The sequence below is a fragment of the Ruegeria sp. AM4 genome (genome assembly GCF_056540665.1).
Map to the genome: position 1 here is coordinate 1 of NZ_JBQFXD010000007.1, position 23,868 is coordinate 23,868.

Below are 23,868 nucleotides of genomic sequence, written 5' to 3' on the forward strand. Positions count from 1 at the left end.
GCCGACTGCTCCTCGCTCCACAAGAACTACCCGTCGGCATCGTAACAACCTCAATCGGATCAATCTTCGTCTTCCTACTGCTCTTCAGAACAGCGGACGCCAAACAGTAATCGCTCTTGCGGAATCAAGGGAACGCTTTTGGATGAAACATCCGAGGGATGGTTCGGGCCGCGACGCGAGAAACGCGTTTATGAATAGATATCGATATGCTGTTGCGCCGTGTTCGACCAGCTGAAGCGCGCGGCCAACTCTGGGCCGTTTGTTGTCAGGCGCTCGACGGTTTCGGGCTCGTCCAGCAAACGTGCCATACCCGAAGCCAGAGAGTTGGCGTCAGCGGTGCGGGTCAGAATGGCATCCTGATCATGCTTGAGGAATTCGTGGAAGACGTCGATATCGGAGGCCACCACGGGCAGCGACGCACTGGCTGCTTCGAGAATGACCAACCCCCAACCTTCGTTGACCGATGGAAACACAAACCCGTCTGCGGCTGAAAACCATTGTGGGAATTCCTCGTCGTCGATGGTGCCAAGCAGGACGACGTCCTTGCCCAACTCCAGCCCGAGTTCAGGCAATGAGCCCAGAACATCTTCGCGATAGGCACGATAATCCTGAAAAGAATGCCCGCCAATCACCGCCAACACTGGCGCGTCGTCACGCTCGGATTTCAACTTGGCCAGTGCATCGATCAGGTGACGGCTTCCTTTACGGGGCTCGATCCCGCCAACCGTCAGATACATGAACCGATCCGAAGATCCATTAACCAGACCCGCGCGGGATCTCAGATCCGAGCGACGGTCGTCGGTGATCTGCTGAGCAAACCGATCCGCGCGAACACCATTTGTTACGATCTTTGCGTCGACGCCGTAGTCTTTGCGCAGAATGTCCTGCCACAGCTTGCTGACCACCAGAACTTCATCCGGTTCCAGAATGGCCTGTTTCTGGCAATTGATCAGTGCTTCGGTTGTGAAGTCATCCACATGATGCACGGTACGGATAAGTTTGAACCCGGCGCCAGCATCCCGGACCCGGGCCGCCGCGCGGGCCGAGATACAATCCTGACTGTGCACGATGTCAAAGCGATCGCCCATGGCTTTCAGCCCGGCTTCCATGGCATCGATCCAGCTGAACACCCGATCTTCAAGTGAATCACGCCATTCGGGCGTCTTGACGATCTCATAGGGAACGGACAGATCGCGAAAAAACCCTGCGTCGGGTTCCCCCATTGCGATGACGGTGACGTCGATCCCCGCGTCCTGAAGGGCCTCTGCCAGTTCCAGAGTATGGACAACGCCGCCTCGAGGCTTGATCGAATAGGTCGTTAGGGCAACGCGGGGAAGGGAATCCGTCATATCTTTCCGTTTCTGTCTAGATCATCCCGATGCGCCGAGATCGGCGAAAGCCGGGTGATCGGTTTTGGTGGTTTGTAAAGGTACGGCCAGGTCCTCGGACACAATGGAAGAGTCCCGCTTGACCAAAGCGCAGGCAGCCAGGGCTGCGCGAGCAGCAGTTTCCGTCACGACACAGCCAGCCTCTTCAAAGGTTTTCCGTTGTCTGTCAAATGTTTGCGGATCGCTGTCGGTGCCAAGAACATAGACGATCACCGGCACGCCCGAGGCGACGATCTCGCCAGCGACGGGGGCCAGAACGCTGGCGGGGTCTTCATGGGCGCCATCTCCGATCACCACATCCAACAGAACGGCAGCAAGCGAGGGGTCGCCGATCTGTTTGCGCATGAACTCGATCCGGGCTTCGGTGTCGATCATGGGGTGAGGGCGGCCATCGGTATATTCTTCTTCACCGAGGTCGAGGAAGACATGTGCGTCGGGCGCCGCGGAGTCGAGCGTCCAGCTTTTGTCCAGGGGGATGTTGGAATGGATCGGGCCAATCCGCTGAGTTGCGATCGTCATCGCCTCGTAACACAACGTACCGCCGCTATAGAGGCCGGACAATCGGGTGCGACCCGCGTCCATATTATTGATGATCTTGTCCAGTCGAGTGGGCAAATCGCCGACGATTTCAGGCGGGGTCAGGCCGTGGAAGGGCAGGGTATCACGTACGCCTTGTTCTAGCGTATTGCAGACTTTGATATGAAGCGCTGCCGGAATTTTTTCCTGCAAACCGATATAGGCGGCGACCATCGGTTTCTTGGGCAGATCGACCAGCATTTCGGCCACTTCCTTGGACGGCGGTTTTGAGACCAGCAAAATCGTCTTGGTGTCCGGATCTGCGTCCAATGCCTTGATGGCGGATTGCGCCATGAGCCCCCCAACTTCCGGGGAAAGGTCGCGACCACCGAGCCCGATGACATGAGACACGCCGATACCCCAGCGATCAAGCAGGCTCATAACCTCTTGCGCACCGGTGCCTGCCGCAGACAGAACGCCGACCGAGCCATTGTTGACACGGTTGGCGAAGGCCAGTCCGGTGCCGCCGAGCATGGCTGTGCCCGCGCCCGGACCCATGACCAGCAAGCCAAGCTCTTGCGCGCGTTTCTTCAGCGCAACTTCGTCTTCCAGCGGGACATTGTCACTGAACAGCAGAACGTTCAGCCCGGCGCTAAGTGCTTTATGCGCCTCAAGTGCGGCATAGGCTCCGGGTACCGACACAATGGCCAGATTGGAGTCGGGTTGCTCTTTCACGGCCGAGGCAAGGTCGGGCGCAATCTTCTCTTCGTCACCATCTGCCGCACTGGCGGCTTCGAACAGGATGCCCGAAGCAGTTTCAAGTGCGGCTTTGGCAGCGTCATCATCATCAGCGCGCACGGCCAGAACCAGATCGTTGGCCCCCGCACTGTCCAGACCGTCAGAGGCACCTTCCTGTACAGCTGCTTCGACATTTGCCGGCGTTGCCATGAAGGCCCAGCCCCATTGAACGCCGTCAGCACTCAACAAAGCCCGCGTTGCTTCAAGAAGCTTTACGCTGTCTTTGTAGGAATTTTGGTGAACGGATACGAGACTGGGCATTAGGCAACTTCCTTGTTCGAACGATCGGCAATGGCGGTATCCGCCGTGATGCAGGTTCCGACCCCACCTTCGACCACACCGCCAGAGGTTTCGGCCAGCGTTCCGTAGACGAGTTCCGGCGTAGTAATTGCCGCCAGTCGGTTCGGGTTCGATCCGTCGCCCTTCACGAATTTCATTGCGGCCTCCATTTTGGGGCCCATGCTGCCAGGCGGGAATTGTCCATCTTCCAAGTGCTGTCGCGCCTCGGAAACCGACAAATGCTCGACTGCGCGCTGAGTGGGTTTGCCAAAGTCCAGCATAACCGTTGGAACGCCTGTTACCATGACCAATGCGTCCGCATTGGCCGCGTCGGCAATTCGCTCGGCTGCAAAGTCTTTATCAACCACGGCGTCGACACCTTTATAGATACCGCCATCCTGCATGACCGGAATACCTCCGCCACCAGCCGCGACGACGATATTGCCAGCCTCAGTCAACTGGGCGATCGCTTCTGCTTCTAACGTCGCTTTGGGTTCGGGGGAGGGGACGACCCGCCGATAGCCGCGGCCTGAATCCTGAATCATGGACCAGCCGCGACTGTCGGAAAATTCTTTTGCTTCCGCTTCGGAGAAGAAGGGGCCAATGGGTTTGGTTGGGTTATCGAATGCAGCATCCTTTGGGTCAACAACCACATGGGTAACGACCGAGACGATGCCAGAGCATTCTTCGCCGCAGATTTCGTGCATCGCAAGCGAGATCAGGCTGCCCAAAGCTCCTTGCGTCATCGCGCCGAGCGCAAACAAGGGTTGCGCCGGGACCAGTTTGGCACCTTCTTCGTGCTGAATGGCCAGATTGCCAACCTGCGGGCCGTTGCCGTGGACGATGATGATCTTCCAGCCTTGCCGCAATAGCGAACGCACGGATTTGGCCATCGCGATTGCGTTGGCATATTGTTCTTCTTGGGTTCCGTCCTGACCTTCTTGTGTCAGGGCGTTTCCTCCCAGCGCTACGACCGCTGTTTTGCTCACGACGACCTCCCATCGTTTTATTCATTCGAAACATTTCGTCGGCGCACAGAAAACTGGCTATCGCCTCCGGAATGTATTAAAGTGAATTAGACTTTCGGATAATTAACAGCATATCGTATCCGACACAAGATAAATGTGATGTGGCCGGGGTGCGTGCGTGTGCGTTTGGCCAAGAATGGGAGAAAACCGTAATGCTGACTCCAAACGCAGGACATCCGCGTCAGTTCTGGTCGGAATGTGAACAACAGCTGTTTTCAATCTCGGCGATGGATCCCGAGCAATACAAAAAGATCGTCACCACAATCCGCTCGATGTCGGACATCCTGGTCGAGTTCAAAACGCCCGAAGCTCTCGAGGCTGCCTGGCCCAATGCTGAGAAATTTTATGTCCGAGCCACGCAGGCTTTGGAGATCGGGGCAGACACCCTGCCTCATAGCAAAGTTTCAGGTGCCGCGTTTGCAATGCGTGAAAGAGTGATTTTAGAGGAAAAACAAGCATCTAAGCTTTCTACCGCGATCAAGGTCGCTCAGGATTCCAAACAGGAATGGGTCATTCTGAACGAAACCGGAGATCTGTCACACGGCCTTCTCGATCCATATGGTTGCACCGAAATGCATCTTGCCTCGGGGCTTGCTATTGTCACGATCACGCAACCAGAGCCCTCGGGCGCCGGCGTTCTTTATTCGCTGTCTGTCATTCGGGTGGACCGTAAGACCGGGCAATTGGTTGATGCCGAACCCGGTCTTGCCGACTGGACAGAATACACGGCGGCCGCCGATTTGACTGCGGCACGAGATGTTCTGCGCAAAAGAATCCGCACGGATTGGTCCTGAAATCGATTGGCGATTCCGATCTGAGGATCATCTACTATTGTAGACGAAACGTCGCAGCTATGCTAAGATCGGGCAGCGGCGCAGGGGTGTTTTCGCGACGGGGATTCGCGTTCTGAACCTTTGCGCGCGTTCAGAGGGGGTGCCCGCAATGCAGAAGAAACGTATTCCAGTTTGGGCTGCCGACCGCGGCGATGATCTGGCCGCACATTACGCGATCCGCCATCGGGTATTTGTTCTCGAGCAAGGCGTTCTCACCCTGACCGATGTGGACGAACATGATCACAACCCCGAAGTTGTTCACGCCCTTGCTGCCAGAAAGGGTGAATGCGCAGGGGCAGTGCGCCTTTATCCGGTTAACGCATCTGGCAGGTGGAAAGGTGATCGGCTTGCCGTATTGCAACGCCACCGCACAATTGTTGGCGCCCATCTTGTCCGGTTTGCCACGGCAACCGCCGCTGTCAAAGGCGGGTCCGAGATGGAAGCCAGCGTTCAGCTGGCCAATGTGAACTTCTTTCAGCGGTTGGGGTGGACCTGCGATGGCGAGCAAACGATGTCCTTCGGCATCCCGCATCAACCGATGCTGTTCGATCTGACAACAGCGCCACCGCTGGACTGGCCGGGCCGACCGGACGGAATGTCGGTAGAATGGTTGGCGCGCGAGCAGCAGACGCCGCTTTGTCCCACAGGCTAGCGGTCAATCCCACAATCCGGTAATGCTCTCGCGGCTGAGGTCCATCAGAGACAGGCTCGATCCCGAGTGATTCAGGATAATCTCAGGGCTGGCCGTCGTGTCGCCAACATGGGCGCAGGCCAGATCATGGGCCTCGAACAGTTCGACGCATTCACTGATGCGGTCATGCTCGGTCGCCAGCCAGAAGGCGTATGTTGGGAAAGAAATCAACCAGCGGGCAGGATCGACCCCTGCAGGCATCGGGTGTTTTTCCATATCGAGCCGTGCACCGCAGCGCGAGTATTCAAGCAACATCGCCAGAGACCCAAGCGAGCCTGCCATTGAAACATCCTTGGCCGCGAGTGCAGCACCCGAAGAAGCGACTTTGGCAAGCAATCTGACATCACGCGCGAGGGTCGGTCCTTGTGTGTCGAGCGATGTGAAGAACGGGAAATCCTCTCGCATGCGTCCGTTCAAGCAGGCGACGAATAGCAAGGCCATCCCCGGCTGGACATTTGCCATCGACAGGATCTTGTCGGCATGGCCAAGTGCAAAGGCTGATAGGGCATAGGTGTCTGCGTTCTGGGTCAGATGCCCTCCGATGATCGGGACATCGTACATTTCCGCCGCATCCTGAAGGCCGCGTAAGGCGGTATCCGTGGTTTCCCTGGGGCCGACGACCGTATTGACGATCCCTTTGGGTGCGCCCCCCATTGCGGCCACGTCGTTTACATTTGCTAGAACGGCCGCGACTCCGGCCCCGTAAGGGTCGTGTTGGTAAAATGCGGGCAGGATCGCTTCGCCGCATCCGATGATATGAGTGCCGTCGACATCGACGACAGCACCATCATCGCCGGGCCCGTGAATCGGGTCTTCATGTTTCACAAACCGGCTGGCGCCGTTGATGGCCTTTTTCCCGGTGACGCCCGCGTATGCACGTACGGTCTCGACAATATTTCCAAGCTGGTCGTTTAGACTTTTGGTTTCTTGTGTCATGATGTATCTCGGAAGCTACAGGATGTGTTACGTATAGTTATCAGGCGACTGCGCCGCCCGAGGCTTGCTGAGCACAATGGGAATGGACCGGTCGACGTGTTGCTCTGCGTGGCGCGTCGCACGCATGTTTCTGCCCTGTGATTTGATTTGATTGTCTGATCCGGAGATTTCGGTGCAAAAGCAAAGCAAGAAACAGACCACCAACCAATCGGTTCGTCCTGCCGCCAAGACGGACGAGGTTGAAAAAATTGTTAGTCGCGTGGGACAGAAACTGTTGGACCTGCGCAGTGAGCAAGGCATGTCCTTGCAACAATTGTCGGCGAAAAGCGACGTTTCCGGCCCTGCGATCCACAAGATCGAACGCAGTGATATGGTGCCCACGATCACGACGCTGCTGAAACTCAGTAATGCTCTGGGTGTGCCGGTAAATTACTTTATCGAAGATGGCGACGATCTTCCCGAGCCGGTTTTGCACACCAAGGGAGATGATCGCACGATCGTTTTTACGCCGCACAAGGGTCTGAATCTTGAAGGCATCACCGGTCCCTATCAACAGTTCCGGGCCGCAGCCGCGATCGCGGTCATGAAGCCGGACGCCAGCAGCGGACGCAAGCTTTTGCGCCATTCCGGCGAAGAGCTTGTGCACGTTCTTTCGGGAGAAGTCGAGTTTCAGGTGGGGAAAACCGAATACCACCTGGCTGCCGGAGACTCGTTGCATTTCAGCGGTGAAATTCCGCACAAGTGGAAGAATGTCGGCGAAGAAGAGGCCGAATTGGTCTGGGTAGCGTTGCGTGGCGAATAGGGCCTCGGGGCAATCTGTTCTCATAGAAAGGCCGAGGTCAGCGCCGGAGATTCGGTCAGGGCGTGCGCCGCAAAGCCGAGCGTGGATTCGATCTGCCCGCGTGTCGCGGGACCGCCAAGGCACATTCTGACAGCTTCCGGCGCAGCACGGTCGACCACGAATGCGTCACTGGCGACAACACCAATGTTCTTCGACCGCATGTGTTCAACAAACGCGGTTCGGGTCCAGGGTGCGGGCAGTTCCAGCCAGATGCTGAAGCTAAGCGGATCGCTGCGGAACGAACCTTCGGGCAGAATGCGCCGGGCCAGCTTGTTGCGTTCGATCGTCTCGTTGCGCACAGCGCGCAATATACTGGTTGCTGTTCCGTCCTCGATCCACTTGGTCACAACAGCAACTGTAAGCGGTGAAGCCATGACAAATGTCGCTCGCATCGCTGACAGCAACGGCCAGGCGCTGCGCGCATCAGGGGCGATGACATAGGCCACTCGCAAACCTGCGCCAATGCATTTTGAAAGGCCTGCAATATGCCAGGTCAGTTCCGGCGCGATCGAGGCAAACGGGGCTGGTTGCTGGCCCCGCGCCGGTATGAGGCCGTAAGCGTCATCTTCGAGAATTGGTACGTTGTATTTACGCGCGATTGCGGCCAGTTCGCGGCGCCGCTCAATCGGAATTGTCAGGGTGGTCGGGTTTTGAAGAGTGGGATTCAGGTAGAGCGCTTTCGGTGCGTGAGATTCGCATGCATCCTGCAGCGCTTGCGGATCGATCCCATCCTCGTCCATCGTCAGACCAACCAGATTCAGGCGGTGCTGGGCGGCGAGCGACCGAATGCCGGGATAGGTGATGTTCTCGCATAGAATCGTATCCCCGGGTTTCGTCGTTGCGTGCAGGATGCCATCCAGCGCTGCCTGTGCGCCGGGCGCTATAAGCAGGCGATCTTGTTTCGGGGTCATTGACCTCCGGCTGAGCCATGTCAGGGCGGCTTGCTTGTCCGCGTCACCTCCCGCAGCCCCCTGGTACCTGAGCAAGGATACAATATCCTCGACCACGTACTGCGCGCCGGTCCGCATTTTTCGCGCCAGTTCTGCGTCATGAGGTTCCGGGGGCAGGTTCATGGACGCATCGGCGGGGCGGTCGGGAAAAACATGAGCTTCGCTGCGGGTCTGCTTGCTGACAAACGTACCCCGTCCGACCTTCGATTCGATCAGGCCCCGGGCATTCGCCTCCACATAACCTCGTGCGACGGTCGTGAAGTGAATTGAAAGTCTCTCAGCCAGCTCCCGCTGTGGCGGCAACCGGTCACCGACGGACAATCGGCCTGTATGGATATCCTCAGCTATGGCGTTTGCCAGCGCCATATAGCGGGGGTTTCCATCGTCGGCGAGGGTGGGGAGCCAATTTTCCATATACGGTCAAAACCTGTTTGTTTCTATGATTGACTGTATATTGTATATCTAAATCCGGTCAAGAGTGCTGTGAACAAACTTGCGAAATTTTCCGACAATTGGCTTTGAATGGGCAAATATCAGCAGAATTTTCATATACATATGGGAAATATTATTTCCAATACTATTACATTGACAGGATCAATTGATTGTTCTACTTTTTGCGAAAGTAGCGTGGAATGGCAGCAATCAATGCCAATGACCGGCGGGGGAAGCCGAGGCGTTGCTTGGGATGGATGTTGCCAGATTCAAAGGCGCAATAGGTCCCTTGGGTGGCCTGACGGAGGTGTTTGGACCACCCCAATCAAGACCGGGAGGAAACCAAAAAATGAGCGTCGCTCGTGCCTACGACCAACCCGAAACCGCCAAGGCCGCGCGGCCGATGAGTGGTGAAGAACTTATCAATGAACTGCAGTCAAACGGCGTACGCCTTGTCGATCCGAAAAATAGTGGCGAAAGTCGCAGGGGGGGCGCCGGTCCCTCGGACCACACCGCTCTGACCATCAACGACAAGACCGTCATGATTCCGGTACACACGGCACCGGCTTTCAGCAGCCCCTATGTGGTCGACGCGCCCGATGCCGAGGGCAATAGCCGCGTACGCCGCGATGGCGTCGATGTCGGGCGTGTAAAGTTCCCGTTTCGCCCGAAGTTTTACGATTGCAGCACGGCAGACGGCATCCCCTATTCTCATATTGCTGCGCTGCACAGCAAGGATGTGCTGGCAACAACGATCCTGCAAACCTGCATCCGGTATCAAAGTCGCACCAAGACCTGCAAGTTCTGCTCGATCGGTCAGTCTTTGGCAGCCGGCCGCACCATCGAACGCAAAACGCCGGAACAGCTGGGCGAGGTCGCAAAGGCCGCAGTTGAGCTGGATGGCGTAACGCAGATGATCATGACGACCGGGACACCGCCCACCAAGGACCGGGGCGCCCACATTCTGTGTGAAAGCGCCGAAGGTGTTAAGGCGCGCGTCGATCTGCCCATTCAAGGCCAGTGCGAGCCGCCCGACACGGATGACTGGTTCCAGCGCATGAAAGATGCCGGTATTGACTCGTTGGGGATGCATCTAGAGGCTGTCAGCGAAGAGGTTCGCGCCGAGGTTATGCCCGGCAAAGCGCAAGTGTCGGTTGATCGTTATTTCGAAGCTTTCGAGGCGGCGGTCGAAGTCTTCGGCCGCGGTGAGGTATCCACCTATATCCTGGCTGGGCTGGGGGACACCAAGGAACAGATCATCGACATGAGCGAACGCCTGATCGACATTGGGGTTTACCCCTTCGTCGTGCCGTTCGTACCGATCTCGGGGACCCCGATGGAAAGCCACCCGACCCCGTCATCGGGCTTTATGCACGAAATTCTGATGCCCATTGGCAAGATGCTGCGGGAAAGCGGTATCAAGTCCGAAGAAATGACCGCAGGCTGCGCGAAATGCGGCGCGTGTTCGGCCCTTTCCCTGTACGAAAAGCTCAAAGCGCCAGCGGGATAACTCCGATCCAAGGAGGTGACACGATGTTAGCAACCCACGACAGCTTTTACGCTGGAATGCCGCATCTGGATATTTTTGGCCTGTCCGAGCATTTCTGTTTGACGCATGCAGGGAATCTGCATTGGAAATGGATCTCTACGCTGACCGCGAAACGTCCGTCCGAATGGATTTCCGAGAATGGGCATCGAATTTACGCGAGCTTCATCTACACGTCTCTGAATTACAACCGAGACATCGAGGTGTCGGAAGACGACGAAATATCGGTCGTCTGCCATCCCTGCGCGTTGAAGCCTCCGTTTTTCATAACCGAAACGACCTATTCAAAGATCGGGTCCGGGTTGATTGCCTCGGCACGGATGATGTCGACCCTGTCAACTGCGCAGGGCTCAAGCAATACGCGGTTCGGCAAAACCTCGATGGCGTTTCAGTCGAAGCCATTTGGCGAGGCTGAGCTGGAAGAAACCCGTCTGCGATTCCGGCAGTTGCGCGCACATGATGATCGGAAACTGGTGCAGTCCAGTCAGCATCTTGTGAATCCAGCGGTCGATTTCAACGCGGCCAAGTTCATGTATTTCGCCAATTTCTCGCAGCTGTTCAAGCGATACGAATACCCCGAACTTGGGGCTAAGACGCCGTTGGCGTCGCGTGAGATTGCCTATTTCGGAAACGTGGATCCGTTCGAATGGACTTGTATATCCTCTCGGCGAGAGGCGAGTGAGGTAACGTCGGCGATGACGAGATCAAGTGATCAAAAGTGCATCGCTCGAAGTTTCAGCAGAATGGCCGATCAGCTATGCCCCGTTTCAGGACGCCATGAATTTGTAGCTGACAGGCATTTCGAACCGCTTCTTGCGGGTGTCTGATCTGGCTCCATTTTAGCGCGCCATCTGCAGCAAGGCTGGGGTGGCATCGTCTTTGAGCACCTCGGACAGTACATTCGGCAGCGTATCCAGGGTCAGGCTGTTGCGAATCCATGTGGCTCCGGAAAAGTCATCTGCTCGGGTAAAGTCTGACGGGGTGACCAAGACGCGCAAACCTGCGGCCAATCCGGCGCGCAGTCCGTTCTGACTGTCTTCAATAGCCAAGGCCTCGTCAGGGTGGACTCCCAGCCGGTTTAGCGCCAAATGGTAAACGTCCGGTGATGGTTTCTTAGAACGAACTTCCTCGCCGGTTGCGATGACGTTGAAAATGCGGTCGGCCGACGTGCCCCAACAGGCGTGACAGAGCGATTCGACATTCATCCTGTGTGATGCGGTCGAAACGGCTATTTTTAGGCCCTTGTGGCGCGCCCGCGCGATCAGGTCCCGCACGCCGTCACGCAGTTTCAATCGGTCACCTTCCCTGAGCATTTCGCGATAGGCACGCATCTTGCGGTCGTGAAGATGAACGATTTCGGGTTCCGAAAGCGGGGTGCCAACCCGCTTGGCATAGGCGCGCATCTGCTCTTTGGCTCCGGCGTGGCGCAGGATCTTGATGAATGCCTCCTCGCTCCAATACCAATCCAGTCCGGCTTCGGCGAAAGCGGTGTTGTAGGCGACGCGATGGACCACTTCGGTTTCAGCCAGTGTTCCATCGACGTCAAAGATCAGGGCCCGTAAAGTCATGATGCGCACTGCGCGCCTTTCAACGCGGCGATGCCCGGCAGGTTTCTTCCGCTCAGGCTTTCTAGAAAGGCTCCGCGCGCGGTCGAAACATAGGAAAAATCGCCCGAAACGCCAGCCTGGTTCAGTGCGCGTACGGTTTCGCGCCCACCAGCGACGGTAATCGACTTGCCCAAGCGCGTGATCCGCGCGGCCTCTTGCGCAAGACCCACTGTCGAGGTTTCATCCGCCACGCGTCCGATCGGGCCATTCCACAGAATTGCGCAGGCCGACCCGAGCGCTTCTTTGAAGCGTTCGACACTTTTGGGTCCGACGTCCAGAATCGTCGCGTCCTGCGGGCACGATGTTCGGTCGACTGTCTCGGTGGCTTGACCCCCGTCCCGGGAGACGACGAGGTCGACCGGAAGCAGAATCTTGCATCCAGCAGCTTCGGCGCGTGCCCGGATTTCTGCGACAGTATCCAGGTGATCTGCCTCGAACTGAGACTGACCGATGGGTGTACCACTTGCATGAAGGAAGGTATTCGCAATCTTCCCTCCGATGATCAGCTTGTCCAGCTTTCCGGCAAGATTCATAAGGATCGATGCTTTGCTGGACAGCGTGTTCGCCCCAATCACCGCAACAGCAGGTTGGTCAGGGGTGTCCAATGTATGGGAAAGCGCGTCGATTTCGTCCAGCATCAGTGGACCGGCGAAAGAGGGCAAAAACCGGGTGACGCCTTCGATCGAGGAATGCGCACGATGCGCGCTTGAAAACGCATCGTTAACAAAGACCTCGCCCAGGCGGGAAAGGCCGGCGGCCACTTCAAGGTCATTTGCGGTTTCGCCTTTCAGAAAGCGCACATTCTCGCACAGCAATACCTGTCCTTCGCCAAGACGGCTGGCAAAGCTCTCGCTGGAGGGGCCGGTCGAATAGGCAGAAAACCAGACGGGCGCCTGCAGCGCATCCGACAGGGCCTTTCTGATCTTCTCGTTTGACAGCGACTGGTCAAAGGGCCGGTCGGGTCTGCCCCGATGGGTCAAAACAACCAGTTTGGCACCCTTTTTCAGCAACGGGCGCATACCGTCGGCGAACCGATTGATCCGTGTCATATCCGTGATTTTGCCATCCTGGATCGGTACGTTCAGATCAGCGCGTACCAATAGGCGACGGCCAGACACGTCCACGTCGTTAATGGAAGTCAGCTGTGACATAAGCGAATCTCCTCTGCCAGCTTCAATAGCTTAAGAAGAGTATTTATGTTTCCTTCCGTTAATGATATTTAAATATAGGAAACGAGGCTTAACCTATGTTAAAGATGATCCGGAGATACCAGAACTTGCGTTCGCTCTTGGCGCTGAGTGCGGTCAGCCGCCATGGCTCGTTCTCCGGAGCGTCTCAGGAACTGAACCTGACATCCCCGGCCGTGCATACCCAATTGAAGAACCTGGAAGAAATCGTCGATACGCCGCTGATCATCCGCAGTGGGTCCGGGCCAATGAAGGCCACGGAAGCAGGTCAAATCCTTGTCGCTGCTGCGGCGCGCATCAACTCTGAGCTTGAGAAGAGCATGCGCGATATCGAGGCGCTGCGAGAGGGTAAAAAAGGCCATATCCGGTTGGGTGTTGTCAGTACGGGAAAGTATTTCGCACCGTCACTTGTTGCAGATCTGAATGCCAGACTCCCCGATATCGAGATTGATCTGGCCATCGGCAACCGAGAACAGATCATCGCTATGCTGGATGCAAAAGCCCTGCATCTGGCAATCATGGGCCGCCCTCCGAAATCGCCTGAACTGGTCTCGGCCACGATCGGGTCGCATCCCTATATCCTGATCGCAAACCCCGCGCACAAACTGGCGGGACTCAGCGCCGTGCCGTCCGAGGCGCTTTTGAAAGAGACGTTCATCGCCCGCGAAGAAGGGTCGGGCACCCGCATTCTGATGGCGCGCTTTTTGGATGATATCGGGGCCGGACAAAGCTATCGGGTCGCCGTCATGGGCGGAAACGAGACAATCAAACAGGCGGTCATAGCCGGGCTGGGTATTGCGATGTTGTCCAAGCACACGGTGATGGAAGAGCTGAAAACGGGACGTCTGGTCAGCCTGAACCTGAATGGCCTGCCGTTGCATCGGCATTGGCATCTGATCAAGCCGCTTAACATTCCGGATTCACCCGCCGCGAAAACCATCTGGGAAGAAGTTGTGGAAATGGATGGCGCGTTCCTGCCCCGATAGGCCCCGGGCAGGAATGATCGTCACATGTCAGGCAGAGGCAAGCGCGTCGGCCTTCGCCATGGCCTGGTCAGCCCTGCCGATATTGCCCAAACCTCGCAGCGCGCGTGCAACGGCCCGCCAGTTCTGAACCGATGTGGGTTTCAGACCCGTGCGTTCATTGGCCAACCCCAATGCCAGATCAAAGCGTTTTGCACGCAAAGCGGCCTCGAGCAAGGTCCAGCCAATGATATCCCGTTGGGCAAAGCTGCCCCCCAAACGGTGCGTCATGTAGCGCACCGGCAGCAAACGATCCACGCACGTGGCGTAATCCTCGCGTTTGAAATCCTGAATGGCCAGACAGAACGGCATTCCGATTTCACGGCTCATGGCTGCGTTGGCATCCGAGGCACTTTCGAGATAACGCTTGTTTGCATTGACCAACAGGTCCTGCGCCTTTTCGCGCCCATCGGACGCAAATGTCATCATCGCATGCACATCGTTGAACGCATAAAGCGTGTCTTGCGCTGCGGGTTCCCATTTGTTGGCCAGATGAACCCAACGGTCACCGCTGTCCTGGCCAGCGAGGTTCATGCGCCATAGCAGGGCCGCGGCGTCGAGTTCTTCGTATTTGTTGCCATCCTTGCGTCGGGAATCCAGATGTTGGTCGAAGATGCCATAGACCTGATCATACTGTTCCAGATCGAGATGATAGAGTGACGTGTGCCACCACAGATGGTTCGCGAAATTCGACGTGCTCCAGAGGTCGGCACGGTCTTTCATGAACTTGATTCCGCAGGATTGCCGCCCGCGCATCTCCATCACGTGGCTGACCGCGTGGATCGCATAAGGGTTGTCTGGGCGGATATCCAAAGCCTGCCGCGCCAGGTCCTCTGCATGAGTGAAATCGCGGTTTTCTTCCAGCCCAAAGGCATAGAAACCCAAAACAAACTCATAACCGGGTATGTCTGCGTCCCATTGGTTGAAGACACGCGCAACCACATCGCGCTGGCCCGGGACATCGCCCAGCAAAACCATTGTGTAGTGGATCAATCCCAGGGCGAACAGATCTTTGGGATATTGAGTCAGCACCTCTTCCCATTTCTGAACCGCCCCAAAGAAATCACCTGCGGCCCAGGCTTTGGCGGCTGCCAGGTGGCCCTTTTCGCGAGTGTTGGCCAGACCCGAGAGCTGCTCGGCGCGATTAATCGCTTCGATGAACTCAGGATAAACCCGCGTTTCCATCGATTGCGTCAGCCACCCGGCCTTGAACAGCCAGCCCATAACAAAGCGCGGATGTTCGGCCAGAACCGCATCAATGGTGGCAATCGAGTCACCGCGAAAGGACAGGGCCATTTCAATAGCATGCTCTAGCGCATCAATCGCATTTGCATCTACATAAGAAATCGGAACGCCGCGAATGTCCTTTGCGGATTGCGGAGCGGCCTGCATGCTGCCCAAAGCCATTTTCATGTCCTTATCTGCTTCCTTCAGTCACTTACACATTCCCATCGCCTGCATTAACGCCAATCCTGCGGCAAAGCGCGCCCGAACAAAAGCCCGAGCAGGGCAGGGGCGATATGCATATACGAACATGACTCGACTTTGCCGATACAAGCTCGTTCTGCTGCAGTTATGCCATAGGCAGGATACGGCCGAGTATTGGCTTCGCTGATTTGTGAATGGATGTGTTGGATGGGCGCTCAATACCCGCTACGGGGCGCATAAAAGTGCCCCCATTCAGGATTTTTGGCCGCAAACGGCCAAATTCTGAAACATACACCTAAAACTCTGAAATAATCGCCGGATCAAACGAACAGGCGAAACGCCTTAGCATCCGCCCCAATTCCGACCGGCTCGCGCAAGCGGCTTTGCCTCAGGCCGTGCGGGCTTCTTCAGTCTCGGCCAACAGCGCGTCCACAAGATCCGGCAGGTTGTCAAAGTGGCAAAAGGACTGAGTGTGTGGGATCAGGCCGACCGGTTTCTTGCGATACCCTTTGGCGTACAGCAGGAACGGAACCTTCGCGCGCATTGCCGTTTCCGCATCGACCTCGCTGTCGCCGACATAGATCTCGTGTCCCGGAGGCATGTCTGCAAAAGCGGAATGCAAGGGGGCTGGATCGGGCTTGTGAACCGGCAGACTGTCGCCCGCGCGCACCACATGAAAATACCGATCGAGGTCCAGATGTTTCAGCACCGCCAGACAGGGGCTGAGGGGCTTGTTGGTGCAAACTCCGAGGCTATGACCGGCCCGTGTCAGTTCCTCAAGCGCCTGTTTGACGCCCGGATAGATCAGGGTCAGATGAACCGCGTCCTGATATCGGTCTTTGAACATGCCAAGAATGCGGTCGTGATCGGCATCCGGTATCTGGCGCACTTTTCGGAGCTTGGCGACAAACGTATCGACGCCATGGCCTATGAACGAACGCGTCTGGTCAACTGTAATCGGCGAAAGGCCCTCTTCGCGCATGATTTCACATGCGATGTTGTGCAGATCGAGCGCGCTGTCGATCAGTGTGCCGTCGAGATCAAAAACAATCCGAGCCATTGCTAGTTCACCTTCCATTTTATTGAGCAGCCGATCGAGGAAACCTGATCTTTCGGCCCCCGTCCGGTTTCTGCGACTTGCTTCATGGCCTGAAACAGATCACGCCGCAGATCACTGGGACCTTCCTGTCGGCCCGACGCGTCCAGCCGCCCCCGGTATTGCAATCCGAAACCGGCATCGTAGCCAAAGAAATCGGGTGTGCAGACCGCGCCATAGGCTCGGGCGACGCTTTGGTCTTGGTCGTAAAGGTAGGGAAAAGGAAACCCTCGACTTTCCGCCATCCGCCGCATGTTGTCGAAACTGTCCGCCGGATAGGCATCCACATCGTTGGCCGAAATCGCAACAACGCCAATGCCAAGACCCTGTAGCTCGTGCGCGTCTCGGATGATCCTGTCCAGCACCGCCAGAACATACGGGCAGTGGTTGCAGATGAACATGACCAGAGTTCCGTTTGCGCCGGCAACATCTGCCAGCCCAACAATCCTGCCATCCGTCGCCTGAAGCGAAAACTCGGGGGCAGGGCGTCCGAAATCGCAAACCGGAGTTGTTTCAGCCATCTGAGGTCTCCTGTCGCCTGACCTGATCAGTCGCCTGCCGCAGCCCGGATGGCGGAAATGTTCCGGCCATAGGCGTCCGGCGCCTCGACCGAGCCGCCCCGAAACACTGCGGAACCTGCGACCAGCACATCCGCCCCGGCATTGCGGACCAGCGGCGCTGTATCCGGGTCTACCCCGCCGTCAATTTCGATGTGGACCTCGCGGTCACCGATCATCTGCCGCAATGCCCTGATTTTTGCCGTCATGTCGATGAATTTCTGGCCTCCGAAACCGGGGTTCACTGTCATGACACACACAAGATCGCACAAATCCAGGACATGAGAGACCGCCTCGGCCGGTGTCGCCGGGTTCAACGCAACGCCCGCTTTCATTCCGGCCCCGCGAATGGCTTGCAAGGTACGGTGAATATGCGGCCCCGCTTCGACATGCGCGGTCAGGATGTCTGCGCCGGCATCGGCATAAGCCTCGATAAACGGGTCCACGGGGGCAATCATCAGATGCACGTCCATCACCGTTTTCACATGTTTGCGGAAGGCTTTGACCGCTGGCGGGCCAAAGGTAAGGTTCGGGACAAAGTGGTTGTCCATGACATCCACATGCACCCAATCCGCCCCTTGCGCTTCGATCGCCTGAATTTCGCGTCCGAAATCGGCAAAATCGGCGGACAGGATCGAGGGCGCGATTTTCACAGAACGATCAAAGCTCATTTGGCACCTCGTTTGCTGGCATTCAGGGCTTGCATGATCGGAACAAAATCGGCGGCTTTCAATGAGGCCCCGCCAACCAGTCCGCCATCCACATCAGGTGCCGCAAAGATCGCATCCGCGTTGGCAGGCTTGACCGATCCGCCATAGAGAATCGACATATCGCCTCCATGTGGGTGCCGGGCTGCCAAATTGGCGCGAATGGCGGCATGGGTTGTCTGGATGTCTTCGGGCTCCGGCGTGAGGCCGGTGCCGATAGCCCAGACGGGTTCATAGGCAATCACAGTGTTCTCGGGGTTTGCACCGTTCGGAACCGAGCCCGCGATCTGCGCCTCAATCACCTTCGCTGTCTGTCCCGCACGGTACTGGTCCTCGGTCTCGCCAATACAGATGATCGCGGTCAGGTCTGCGGCCCATGCGGCCTTGGCCTTGGCCGCAACATCGGCGTTTGCCTCTTCGTGGTCGCTGCGCCGTTCCGAATGCCCGACGATAACAAAATCCGCTCCTGCATCGCGCAACATCTGGGCCGAGAGGTCTCCGGTATGTGCGCCGGATGCCTGCGCATGGCAATCTTCGCCGCCCAATTCGACGCCTCGACCACGCGCGCGGTCAAGTAAAGTTGCTGGCAGACACAACAGAGTCACGATCCCCGAGAGCGGTTTCGCAGCGCTGGCAATTTCGGCCAGCTCAACCAGATCCGCGCCCAGCCCGTGCATTTTCCAGTTGCCCGCAGCGATATGACGTCGAACCGTCATGCAGCTGCGGCGCTTCTGGTGACCGGGTCCAGCGCGCCCGCGGCATAGCGCGCCGCCATGTCATCCTGCGCGATGGTCTTGATCTTGGAGGCATTGCCCGCCGTTCCGAACCGTTCAAAGCGATCCCGGCACAGGTCCTCCATCTCTTTGATTGCCGGGACAAGGAACTTTCGCGGGTCGAATTGCGAGGGGTTCTCGGCCGCGATTTTGCGGAACTGGCCTGTCATGGCCATCCGGCAATCGGTGTCGATATTGACCTTGCGAACACCCGACTTGATACCTTTTTCGATCTCTTCGACAGGCACCCCGTAAGTTTGCGGCATATCCCCGCCATGGGCGTTTATCAAATCCTGCAGCTCTTGCGGCACAGATGATGATCCGTGCATCACAAGGTGCACATCGGGAATGCGCGCATGGATTTCGGCAATGCGACCCATCGCCAGAATCTCGCCATCCGGTTTGCGCGAAAACTTGTACGCCCCGTGCGAGGTGCCGCAGGCAATCGCCAATGCATCGACCTTGGTCTTGGCGACGAAATCTGCCGCCTGATCAGGGTCGGTCAGCAGGTCGTCCATCGACAGTTTGCCTTCGGCGCCCGATCCGTCCTCTTTCGCGGCCTCGCCGGTTTCCAACGATCCCAGCACTCCAAGTTCACCTTCGACAGAGGCACCAACCCAATGGGCCATCTCAGACACGGCCCTGGTGATGTTAACGTTGTATTCATATGACGCTGGCGTTTTCATATCGGCCTCAAGCGAGCCGTCCATCATCACCGACGTAAACCCGTGCTGGATGGCTGACAGGCAGGTTTGTTCGTTGTTCCCATGATCCTGATGCAGGCAGATCGGATTGTCCGGGTACATCTCAGCCAATGCCAGAACCATGTGACGCAGCATGATGTCACCTGCGTATGACCGTGCGCCCCGGCTGGCCTGAAGGATCACCGGGCTGTCCACGGCCTTGGCGGCATTCATGATTGCCAGGCCCTGTTCCATATTGTTGATATTGAATGCTGGTACGCCATAGCCATGCTCGGCGGCGTGGTCCAAAAGCTGGCGCAAGGTGATCAGTGCCATGTGTCGGTTCCTCCTCAGGCGGCTTGACCGGCCCGCAACAGGGCCGCGATACCGGGGAGCGTCTTGCCCTCCAGCCATTCCAGAAACGCCCCTCCGGCGGAAGAGACATATGTGAATTGATCGGTGACCCCGGCTGCATTCAGCGCTGCAACTGTGTCGCCACCTCCGGCGACCGAGATTGCGGTGCCATCATTGGTTACTTTTGCCGCCACTTTTGCAAGCGCGACCGTCGCCGCATCGAAGGGCGGGATTTCAAATGCGCCCAACGGTCCGTTCCACAGGATCGTTCGGGCAGAGGTCAGGATGCGCGTGAATTCCTCGACCGAGGCAGGGCCCGCATCCAGAATCATCATGTCATCAGGGCATTCCTGCGCCGCAAACACATGACGGTCGGCGCCCTTGGCAAATTGGGTGGCGCAGGCGCTGTCGATCGGCAGCACCAACTGGCACCCGGATTGCGCAGCCAACGCGCGAATTTCCTTTACGGTGTCGATCTGGTCCGCCTCGTGAAGCGATTTCCCCATCGGCGCGCCGTCAGCATAAAGGAAGGTGTTGGCCATACCGCCCGCGATGATTATCGCGTCCAGTTTGCCGACCAGATTTTTCAGAACAGGAATTTTGGTCGAAACCTTGGCACCCCCGACGATAGCAACCGCTGGTGATCCAGGCGATTCCAGTGCCGCGCCAAGCGCGTCGGTCTCTTCGACCAGCAAAGGACCCGCCGCTGATGGCATGATCCGGGCCAGGGCGTCTGTCGAAGCGTGGGCGCGATGCGAACACGAAAACGCATCGTTGACGTAGATATCCCCCAATTCAGCCAGTTCGGCGGCAAACTTTGGGTCATTCCCCGTTTCCCCTGCATTGTAACGCAGATTTTCGCACAGCATCGCTTCGCCATCCGACAGTTGAGAGCTGTGGATGCGGGCGGATTCACCGGCACAGACATCAGAGAACCGAACCGAAGCACCCAAGGCGTCTGCTAGATACGGGCGCAGCTTGTCGACGGAATAGGCCGGATCAAGCTCATTCGGATTTGGTCGTCCGAAATGGGTCAGGACAACCAGCCGCGCGCCTTTCTCCAGCAGAGGTTTCATGCCCGCAGCAAAACGGTCAATGCGGGTGGTGTCCGTCACCCGACGATCCTCGACGGGGACGTTCAAGTCAGCACGCACCAGCAGGCGCTTGCCTGCCACATCCATGTCAGTGATCCGCGGCAGCTGCATCAGATCAGCCTGCCCATGGCAACCGCAGTATCTGCCATTCGGTTCGAGAATCCCCACTCGTTGTCGTACCAGCTGAGGATTCGGACCATGTTTCCGCCCATCACCTTGGTCTGGTCCATGTGGAAAATGGACGAATGCGGATCATGGTTGAAATCCATCGATACATTGGGGTCGTCCGTATAGCCCAGAACACCTGCAAGCGGGCCGTCGGCGGCAGATCGGATCGCGTTGTTGACCTCGTCGACAGTGGTGTCGCGCTCGGCCTCAAAGACCAGATCGACCACGGAAACATTGGGGGTCGGCACCCGGATAGCTACGCCATCAAGCTTGCCATCCAGCTCCGGCAGTACCAGGCCCACCGCCTTGGCGGCACCGGTCGATGTCGGCACCATGCTCAGCGAGGCCGCCCGGGCGCGATAGAAATCCTTGCGCATCACGTCCAGCGAAGGCTGATCGCCCGTGTAGGAATGAACCGTCGTCATGAAACCGCGACGGATACCAATTGCCTCGTTCAGCACCTGGGCCACCGGGCTAAGACAGTTGGTTGTGCAGGAGGCGTTCGAAACCACGGTGTCCGCCGACCGCAGCGTTTTGTGGTTGACCCCGTACACGATGGTATTGTCGGCGCCGCTGGCCGGAGCGGACACCAACACCCGCTTTGAACCGTTTTCGAGATGTTTCGCCGCCTGGTCGCGGGCGGTGAAGATGCCGGTACATTCCAACGCCACATCCACCCCTTGCCAGGGCAGATCTTTGGGGTCCCGAATGGCCGTAACCTCAATCGGGCCGGATCCGACATCGATCGAACTGTCTGTCGCGCTGATGTCGCCGGGGAATCTGCCGTGCACGCTGTCATAGCGCAGAAGATGGGCGTTCATATCAACCGGCCCCAAATCGTTGATCGCGACAACTTCGACATCGTTGCGGCCCGATTCCTGAATTCCGCGTAACACATTGCGACCAATTCGGCCAAAGCCGTTAATTGCAACTTTTACAGACATTTGATCTCCTTCAATCTTCGCTCAGAAGGCCCGCTGCGGCTTTGGCGACAGCGTCGGCTGTTATTTTGAAATGTTGGTACAGGTCGGGGGCAGGTGCCGACGCTCCGAACCCCGTCATCCCGACAAAGGCACTGTCGTGACCCAACCATCTGTGCCATCCCTGAGACACGGCGGCTTCGACGCCGACGCGTGGGCCAGTGCCTAGAACTTCGACCTGATATTCAAGCGGTTGCGCCTCAAACAAATCAAAGCTGGGTGCCGAAACAACGGCCGCATTGATGGATTGCTCGGCCAGAAGATCGGCGGCTTGCAGCGCAATCTCGACCTCTGATCCGGTGGCAATCAGAGTAACGTCTCGTTCGGCCTCGGGCTCGCGCAGCACATAAGCGCCGCGTGCCGTCCGGTTCGTCGCGTCGTGAACCGTACGTACCGTTGGCAGCCCTTGCCGCGACAGGCAAAGCAATGTGGGCGTTGTCGTGGCTGTTGCTGCAATTTCCCAAGCCTCGGCGGTTTCGACCCCGTCCGCGGGGCGGATCACGGTCAGGTTCGGCATGGCGCGCAGCGAGGCAATGGTTTCAACCGGCTGGTGGGTCGGGCCGTCTTCGCCCAGACCGATCGAGTCATGTGTCATCACATAGGCAACCGGCACCTGCATCAGCGCAGACATTCGGATTGCGGGGCGGCAATAATCTGCGAAGGCAAGAAAAGTGCCACCATAGGTGAAGAACCCGCCATGCAAGGCGATACCGTTCATCGCCGCTGACATTCCGTGTTCCCGGATGCCATAGTGAAGATAGTCGCCCGAGTAGTCGTCTCGGGTCACGGGGCGCATGTCGCCGGTTCTGGTGTTGTTTGATCCGGTCAGGTCTGCTGAACCGCCCACCGAGTTGGGCAATACCGCGTTAACCACTTCCAATGCCATTTCAGACGCTTTTCGCGTTGCGAGTTTGGGTCTTTCGCTCGAAACGCTTGCCTTATGTGCGGCGATTGCCTTGCCAAGCGTATGGTGATCAACGGGTGCCAGCGTTGCATCGAATTCCTTGGCTTTGGGATGCATCGCCTTTCGATTTTGCCAGCTGGCCCGTTCCTTGGCACCGCGCTGGCTTATTGCCAGCCAAGCATTGGCGACTTCGGGTGGAGTTTCGAAGGGAGGCGCTGTCCAGCCAAGCGCGGCGCGGGTTGCGGCGATTTCTTCGGCCCCCAGAGGCGCGCCATGGACGTTGTGACTGCCGGCCTTATTCGGTGCTCCTTTGCCGATCGTCGATCGGCAAGCGATCATTGAAGGTCGCCCGGTCTCGGCCTGCGCTGTTCGAATGGCGGCTGCGATGGCCTCGTTATCATGGCCGTCAATTGACTGAACGTGCCATCCTGCCGCCTCGAACCGTCCGGGTTGATCGGTCGAGGTGGACAGATCGGTTGTTCCGTCGATGGTAATGCCGTTGTCATCCCAGCACAGGATCAGACGACCCAGCCCCAGATGACCCGCGAGGTCGATGGCCTCTTGGCTGACTCCTTCCATCAAACAACCGTCTCCGGCCAAAACATAAGTAAAGTGATCGACCAATTCATCGCCAAAGCGTGCGTTTTGCATCCGCTCGGCCAAAGCCATACCAACAGCAGTGGCCAAACCCTGGCCCAGTGGACCCGTTGTCGTTTCAATTCCCTTGGCATGGCCGTATTCGGGATGTCCCGCCGTGCGATAGCCCAGCTGTCGGAAATTGCGCAGCTGCTTGGCGTCCATGTCATCGTAACCCAGCAGATGATTGATCGCATAAACCAGCATCGACCCGTGGCCCGCGCTCAGGACAAAGCGGTCCCGGTCAGGCCACGCGTGATCGGTGGGGTCGATCTTGATGAAACGGTTGAACAAAACCGTGGCAACATCGGCCATTCCCATCGGCGCACCGGGATGGCCGGAGTTTGCCTGCTCAATTGCATCCATGGCCAGAACACGGATCGCATTCGCCATCTGTGTTTCGTCAGAGATCAGTTTCGATTGGGCTGTCATGG

The 23,868-nt window shown here is 57.6% G+C and carries 22 protein-coding genes; 6 read left to right on the forward strand and 16 right to left on the reverse strand.

Annotated features, from left to right (window positions below):
• Positions 1–188: 188 nt before the first annotated feature.
• Genes ACR0JA_RS14100 through ACR0JA_RS14110 form a run of 3 tightly spaced genes read right to left on the reverse strand, consistent with a single transcriptional unit; the run spans position 189 to position 3,970 of the window.
• Positions 189–1,349 (reverse strand): MSMEG_0565 family glycosyltransferase, encoded by a 1,161-nt coding sequence (locus tag ACR0JA_RS14100; protein WP_480575842.1) that lies wholly within the window; start codon positions 1,347–1,349, stop codon positions 189–191.
• Between the two features lie 21 nt (positions 1,350–1,370).
• Positions 1,371–2,963: an acyl-CoA synthetase FdrA gene (locus ACR0JA_RS14105; RefSeq protein WP_480575845.1), complete on the reverse strand. Its 1,593-nt coding sequence runs from the start codon at positions 2,961–2,963 to the stop codon at positions 1,371–1,373.
• A complete protein-coding gene (locus ACR0JA_RS14110; protein WP_480575847.1) occupies positions 2,963–3,970 on the reverse strand; it encodes a carbamate kinase in 1,008 nt (335 codons plus the stop codon). Before ACR0JA_RS14110 ends, ACR0JA_RS14105 begins: the two co-directional genes overlap by 1 nt.
• A gap of 191 nt (positions 3,971–4,161) precedes the next feature.
• Between ACR0JA_RS14110 and ACR0JA_RS14115 the strand changes: the two genes are divergently transcribed.
• Positions 4,162–4,803, forward strand: coding sequence for a hypothetical protein (locus ACR0JA_RS14115; protein WP_480575850.1), 642 nt, complete (start codon positions 4,162–4,164; stop codon positions 4,801–4,803).
• 148 nt (positions 4,804–4,951) lie between these two features.
• Positions 4,952–5,494, forward strand: a complete 543-nt coding sequence (locus ACR0JA_RS14120) for an MSMEG_0567/Sll0786 family nitrogen starvation N-acetyltransferase (protein WP_480575853.1) — start codon at positions 4,952–4,954, stop codon at positions 5,492–5,494.
• Between the two features lie 3 nt (positions 5,495–5,497).
• Here ACR0JA_RS14120 and ACR0JA_RS14125 read toward each other — a convergent pair whose 3' ends face one another.
• Positions 5,498–6,469 (reverse strand): AIR synthase related protein, encoded by a 972-nt coding sequence (locus ACR0JA_RS14125; RefSeq protein WP_480575856.1) that lies wholly within the window; start codon positions 6,467–6,469, stop codon positions 5,498–5,500.
• 172 nt (positions 6,470–6,641) lie between these two features.
• Here ACR0JA_RS14125 and ACR0JA_RS14130 point away from each other — a divergent pair, with 172 nt between their 5' ends.
• Positions 6,642–7,271 carry a helix-turn-helix domain-containing protein gene (locus tag ACR0JA_RS14130; RefSeq protein WP_480575859.1) on the forward strand — a complete coding sequence of 210 codons (630 nt, stop codon included), beginning with the start codon at positions 6,642–6,644 and terminating at the stop codon, positions 7,269–7,271.
• 20 nt (positions 7,272–7,291) lie between these two features.
• Here ACR0JA_RS14130 and ACR0JA_RS14135 read toward each other — a convergent pair whose 3' ends face one another.
• Complete coding sequence (locus tag ACR0JA_RS14135) at positions 7,292–8,674, reverse strand: aminotransferase-like domain-containing protein (protein WP_480575863.1); 1,383 nt, start codon at positions 8,672–8,674, stop codon at positions 7,292–7,294.
• Between the two features lie 367 nt (positions 8,675–9,041).
• Between ACR0JA_RS14135 and ACR0JA_RS14140 the strand changes: the two genes are divergently transcribed.
• Both ACR0JA_RS14140 and ACR0JA_RS14145 read left to right on the forward strand, forming a co-directional pair.
• A complete protein-coding gene (locus ACR0JA_RS14140) occupies positions 9,042–10,202 on the forward strand; it encodes an MSMEG_0568 family radical SAM protein (RefSeq protein ID WP_480575866.1) in 1,161 nt (386 codons plus the stop codon).
• 23 nt (positions 10,203–10,225) lie between these two features.
• A complete protein-coding gene (locus tag ACR0JA_RS14145) occupies positions 10,226–11,065 on the forward strand; it encodes an LnmK family bifunctional acyltransferase/decarboxylase (protein WP_480575869.1) in 840 nt (279 codons plus the stop codon).
• A 12-nt stretch (positions 11,066–11,077) separates the two neighbouring features.
• On the opposite strand, the gene ACR0JA_RS14150 is transcribed toward ACR0JA_RS14145, so the two are convergent.
• Together ACR0JA_RS14150 and ACR0JA_RS14155 are read right to left on the reverse strand one after the other, a co-directional pair.
• On the reverse strand, positions 11,078–11,806 hold the full coding sequence (locus ACR0JA_RS14150; RefSeq protein WP_480575872.1) for an HAD-IA family hydrolase: 729 nt from the start codon (positions 11,804–11,806) through the stop codon (positions 11,078–11,080).
• Positions 11,803–12,996 (reverse strand): phosphoglycerate kinase, encoded by a 1,194-nt coding sequence (locus tag ACR0JA_RS14155; RefSeq protein ID WP_480575874.1) that lies wholly within the window; start codon positions 12,994–12,996, stop codon positions 11,803–11,805. The genes ACR0JA_RS14150 and ACR0JA_RS14155 overlap by 4 nt, the downstream gene beginning before the upstream one ends.
• A gap of 125 nt (positions 12,997–13,121) precedes the next feature.
• Between ACR0JA_RS14155 and ACR0JA_RS14160 the strand changes: the two genes are divergently transcribed.
• A complete protein-coding gene (locus ACR0JA_RS14160) occupies positions 13,122–14,018 on the forward strand; it encodes a LysR family transcriptional regulator (protein WP_480575877.1) in 897 nt (298 codons plus the stop codon).
• A 27-nt stretch (positions 14,019–14,045) separates the two neighbouring features.
• On the opposite strand, the gene ACR0JA_RS14165 is transcribed toward ACR0JA_RS14160, so the two are convergent.
• The 9 genes from ACR0JA_RS14165 to tkt all read right to left on the reverse strand — a co-directional run bounded on the left by ACR0JA_RS14165 (position 14,046) and on the right by tkt (position 23,866).
• Positions 14,046–15,461: a tetratricopeptide repeat protein gene (locus ACR0JA_RS14165; protein ID WP_480575880.1), complete on the reverse strand. Its 1,416-nt coding sequence runs from the start codon at positions 15,459–15,461 to the stop codon at positions 14,046–14,048.
• A 409-nt stretch (positions 15,462–15,870) separates the two neighbouring features.
• Positions 15,871–16,542 (reverse strand): HAD-IA family hydrolase, encoded by a 672-nt coding sequence (locus ACR0JA_RS14170; protein WP_480575883.1) that lies wholly within the window; start codon positions 16,540–16,542, stop codon positions 15,871–15,873.
• A 2-nt stretch (positions 16,543–16,544) separates the two neighbouring features.
• Entirely contained in the window at positions 16,545–17,099 is a 555-nt protein-coding gene (locus ACR0JA_RS14175; protein ID WP_480575886.1) for a thioredoxin family protein, read from the reverse strand.
• A 26-nt stretch (positions 17,100–17,125) separates the two neighbouring features.
• Positions 17,126–17,806: a ribulose-phosphate 3-epimerase gene (rpe, locus tag ACR0JA_RS14180; protein ID WP_480575889.1), complete on the reverse strand. Its 681-nt coding sequence runs from the start codon at positions 17,804–17,806 to the stop codon at positions 17,126–17,128.
• The gene (tpiA, locus tag ACR0JA_RS14185; RefSeq protein WP_480575892.1) at positions 17,803–18,558 is read right to left on the reverse strand and encodes a triose-phosphate isomerase; all 756 of its coding nucleotides are present in this window, start codon (positions 18,556–18,558) and stop codon (positions 17,803–17,805) included. Before tpiA ends, rpe begins: the two co-directional genes overlap by 4 nt.
• On the reverse strand, positions 18,555–19,634 hold the full coding sequence (gene fba, locus ACR0JA_RS14190; RefSeq protein WP_480575895.1) for a class II fructose-bisphosphate aldolase: 1,080 nt from the start codon (positions 19,632–19,634) through the stop codon (positions 18,555–18,557). Before fba ends, tpiA begins: the two co-directional genes overlap by 4 nt.
• Before the next feature lie 14 nt (positions 19,635–19,648).
• Positions 19,649–20,857 (reverse strand): phosphoglycerate kinase, encoded by a 1,209-nt coding sequence (locus ACR0JA_RS14195; protein WP_480575898.1) that lies wholly within the window; start codon positions 20,855–20,857, stop codon positions 19,649–19,651.
• Entirely contained in the window at positions 20,857–21,858 is a 1,002-nt protein-coding gene (gene gap / locus ACR0JA_RS14200) for a type I glyceraldehyde-3-phosphate dehydrogenase (protein ID WP_480575901.1), read from the reverse strand. The genes ACR0JA_RS14195 and gap overlap by 1 nt, the downstream gene beginning before the upstream one ends.
• A 10-nt stretch (positions 21,859–21,868) precedes the next feature.
• Positions 21,869–23,866 carry a transketolase gene (tkt, locus tag ACR0JA_RS14205; protein WP_480575904.1) on the reverse strand — a complete coding sequence of 666 codons (1,998 nt, stop codon included), beginning with the start codon at positions 23,864–23,866 and terminating at the stop codon, positions 21,869–21,871.
• Positions 23,867–23,868 lie beyond the last annotated feature (2 nt).

What these genes read in the sequence shown, in the direction of transcription:
- tkt (WP_480575904.1), bottom strand. Translation starts at nt 23,866, where the DNA reads ATGACAGCCCAATCGAAACTGATCTCTGACGAAACACAGATGGCGAAT.
- ACR0JA_RS14145 (WP_480575869.1), top strand. Translation starts at nt 10,226, where the DNA reads ATGTTAGCAACCCACGACAGCTTTTACGCTGGAATGCCGCATCTGGAT.
- fba (WP_480575895.1), bottom strand. Translation starts at nt 19,634, where the DNA reads ATGGCACTGATCACCTTGCGCCAGCTTTTGGACCACGCCGCCGAGCAT.
- ACR0JA_RS14155 (WP_480575874.1), bottom strand. Translation starts at nt 12,996, where the DNA reads ATGTCACAGCTGACTTCCATTAACGACGTGGACGTGTCTGGCCGTCGC.
- ACR0JA_RS14135 (WP_480575863.1), bottom strand. Translation starts at nt 8,674, where the DNA reads ATGGAAAATTGGCTCCCCACCCTCGCCGACGATGGAAACCCCCGCTAT.
- gap (WP_480575901.1), bottom strand. Translation starts at nt 21,858, where the DNA reads ATGTCTGTAAAAGTTGCAATTAACGGCTTTGGCCGAATTGGTCGCAAT.
- ACR0JA_RS14150 (WP_480575872.1), bottom strand. Translation starts at nt 11,806, where the DNA reads ATGACTTTACGGGCCCTGATCTTTGACGTCGATGGAACACTGGCTGAA.
- rpe (WP_480575889.1), bottom strand. Translation starts at nt 17,806, where the DNA reads ATGAGCTTTGATCGTTCTGTGAAAATCGCGCCCTCGATCCTGTCCGCC.
- tpiA (WP_480575892.1), bottom strand. Translation starts at nt 18,558, where the DNA reads ATGACGGTTCGACGTCATATCGCTGCGGGCAACTGGAAAATGCACGGG.
- ACR0JA_RS14115 (WP_480575850.1), top strand. Translation starts at nt 4,162, where the DNA reads ATGCTGACTCCAAACGCAGGACATCCGCGTCAGTTCTGGTCGGAATGT.
- ACR0JA_RS14170 (WP_480575883.1), bottom strand. Translation starts at nt 16,542, where the DNA reads ATGGCTCGGATTGTTTTTGATCTCGACGGCACACTGATCGACAGCGCG.
- ACR0JA_RS14100 (WP_480575842.1), bottom strand. Translation starts at nt 1,349, where the DNA reads ATGACGGATTCCCTTCCCCGCGTTGCCCTAACGACCTATTCGATCAAG.
- ACR0JA_RS14140 (WP_480575866.1), top strand. Translation starts at nt 9,042, where the DNA reads ATGAGCGTCGCTCGTGCCTACGACCAACCCGAAACCGCCAAGGCCGCG.
- ACR0JA_RS14175 (WP_480575886.1), bottom strand. Translation starts at nt 17,099, where the DNA reads ATGGCTGAAACAACTCCGGTTTGCGATTTCGGACGCCCTGCCCCCGAG.
- ACR0JA_RS14120 (WP_480575853.1), top strand. Translation starts at nt 4,952, where the DNA reads ATGCAGAAGAAACGTATTCCAGTTTGGGCTGCCGACCGCGGCGATGAT.
- ACR0JA_RS14105 (WP_480575845.1), bottom strand. Translation starts at nt 2,963, where the DNA reads ATGCCCAGTCTCGTATCCGTTCACCAAAATTCCTACAAAGACAGCGTA.
- ACR0JA_RS14125 (WP_480575856.1), bottom strand. Translation starts at nt 6,469, where the DNA reads ATGACACAAGAAACCAAAAGTCTAAACGACCAGCTTGGAAATATTGTC.
- ACR0JA_RS14195 (WP_480575898.1), bottom strand. Translation starts at nt 20,857, where the DNA reads ATGCAGCTGCCGCGGATCACTGACATGGATGTGGCAGGCAAGCGCCTG.
- ACR0JA_RS14165 (WP_480575880.1), bottom strand. Translation starts at nt 15,461, where the DNA reads ATGGCTTTGGGCAGCATGCAGGCCGCTCCGCAATCCGCAAAGGACATT.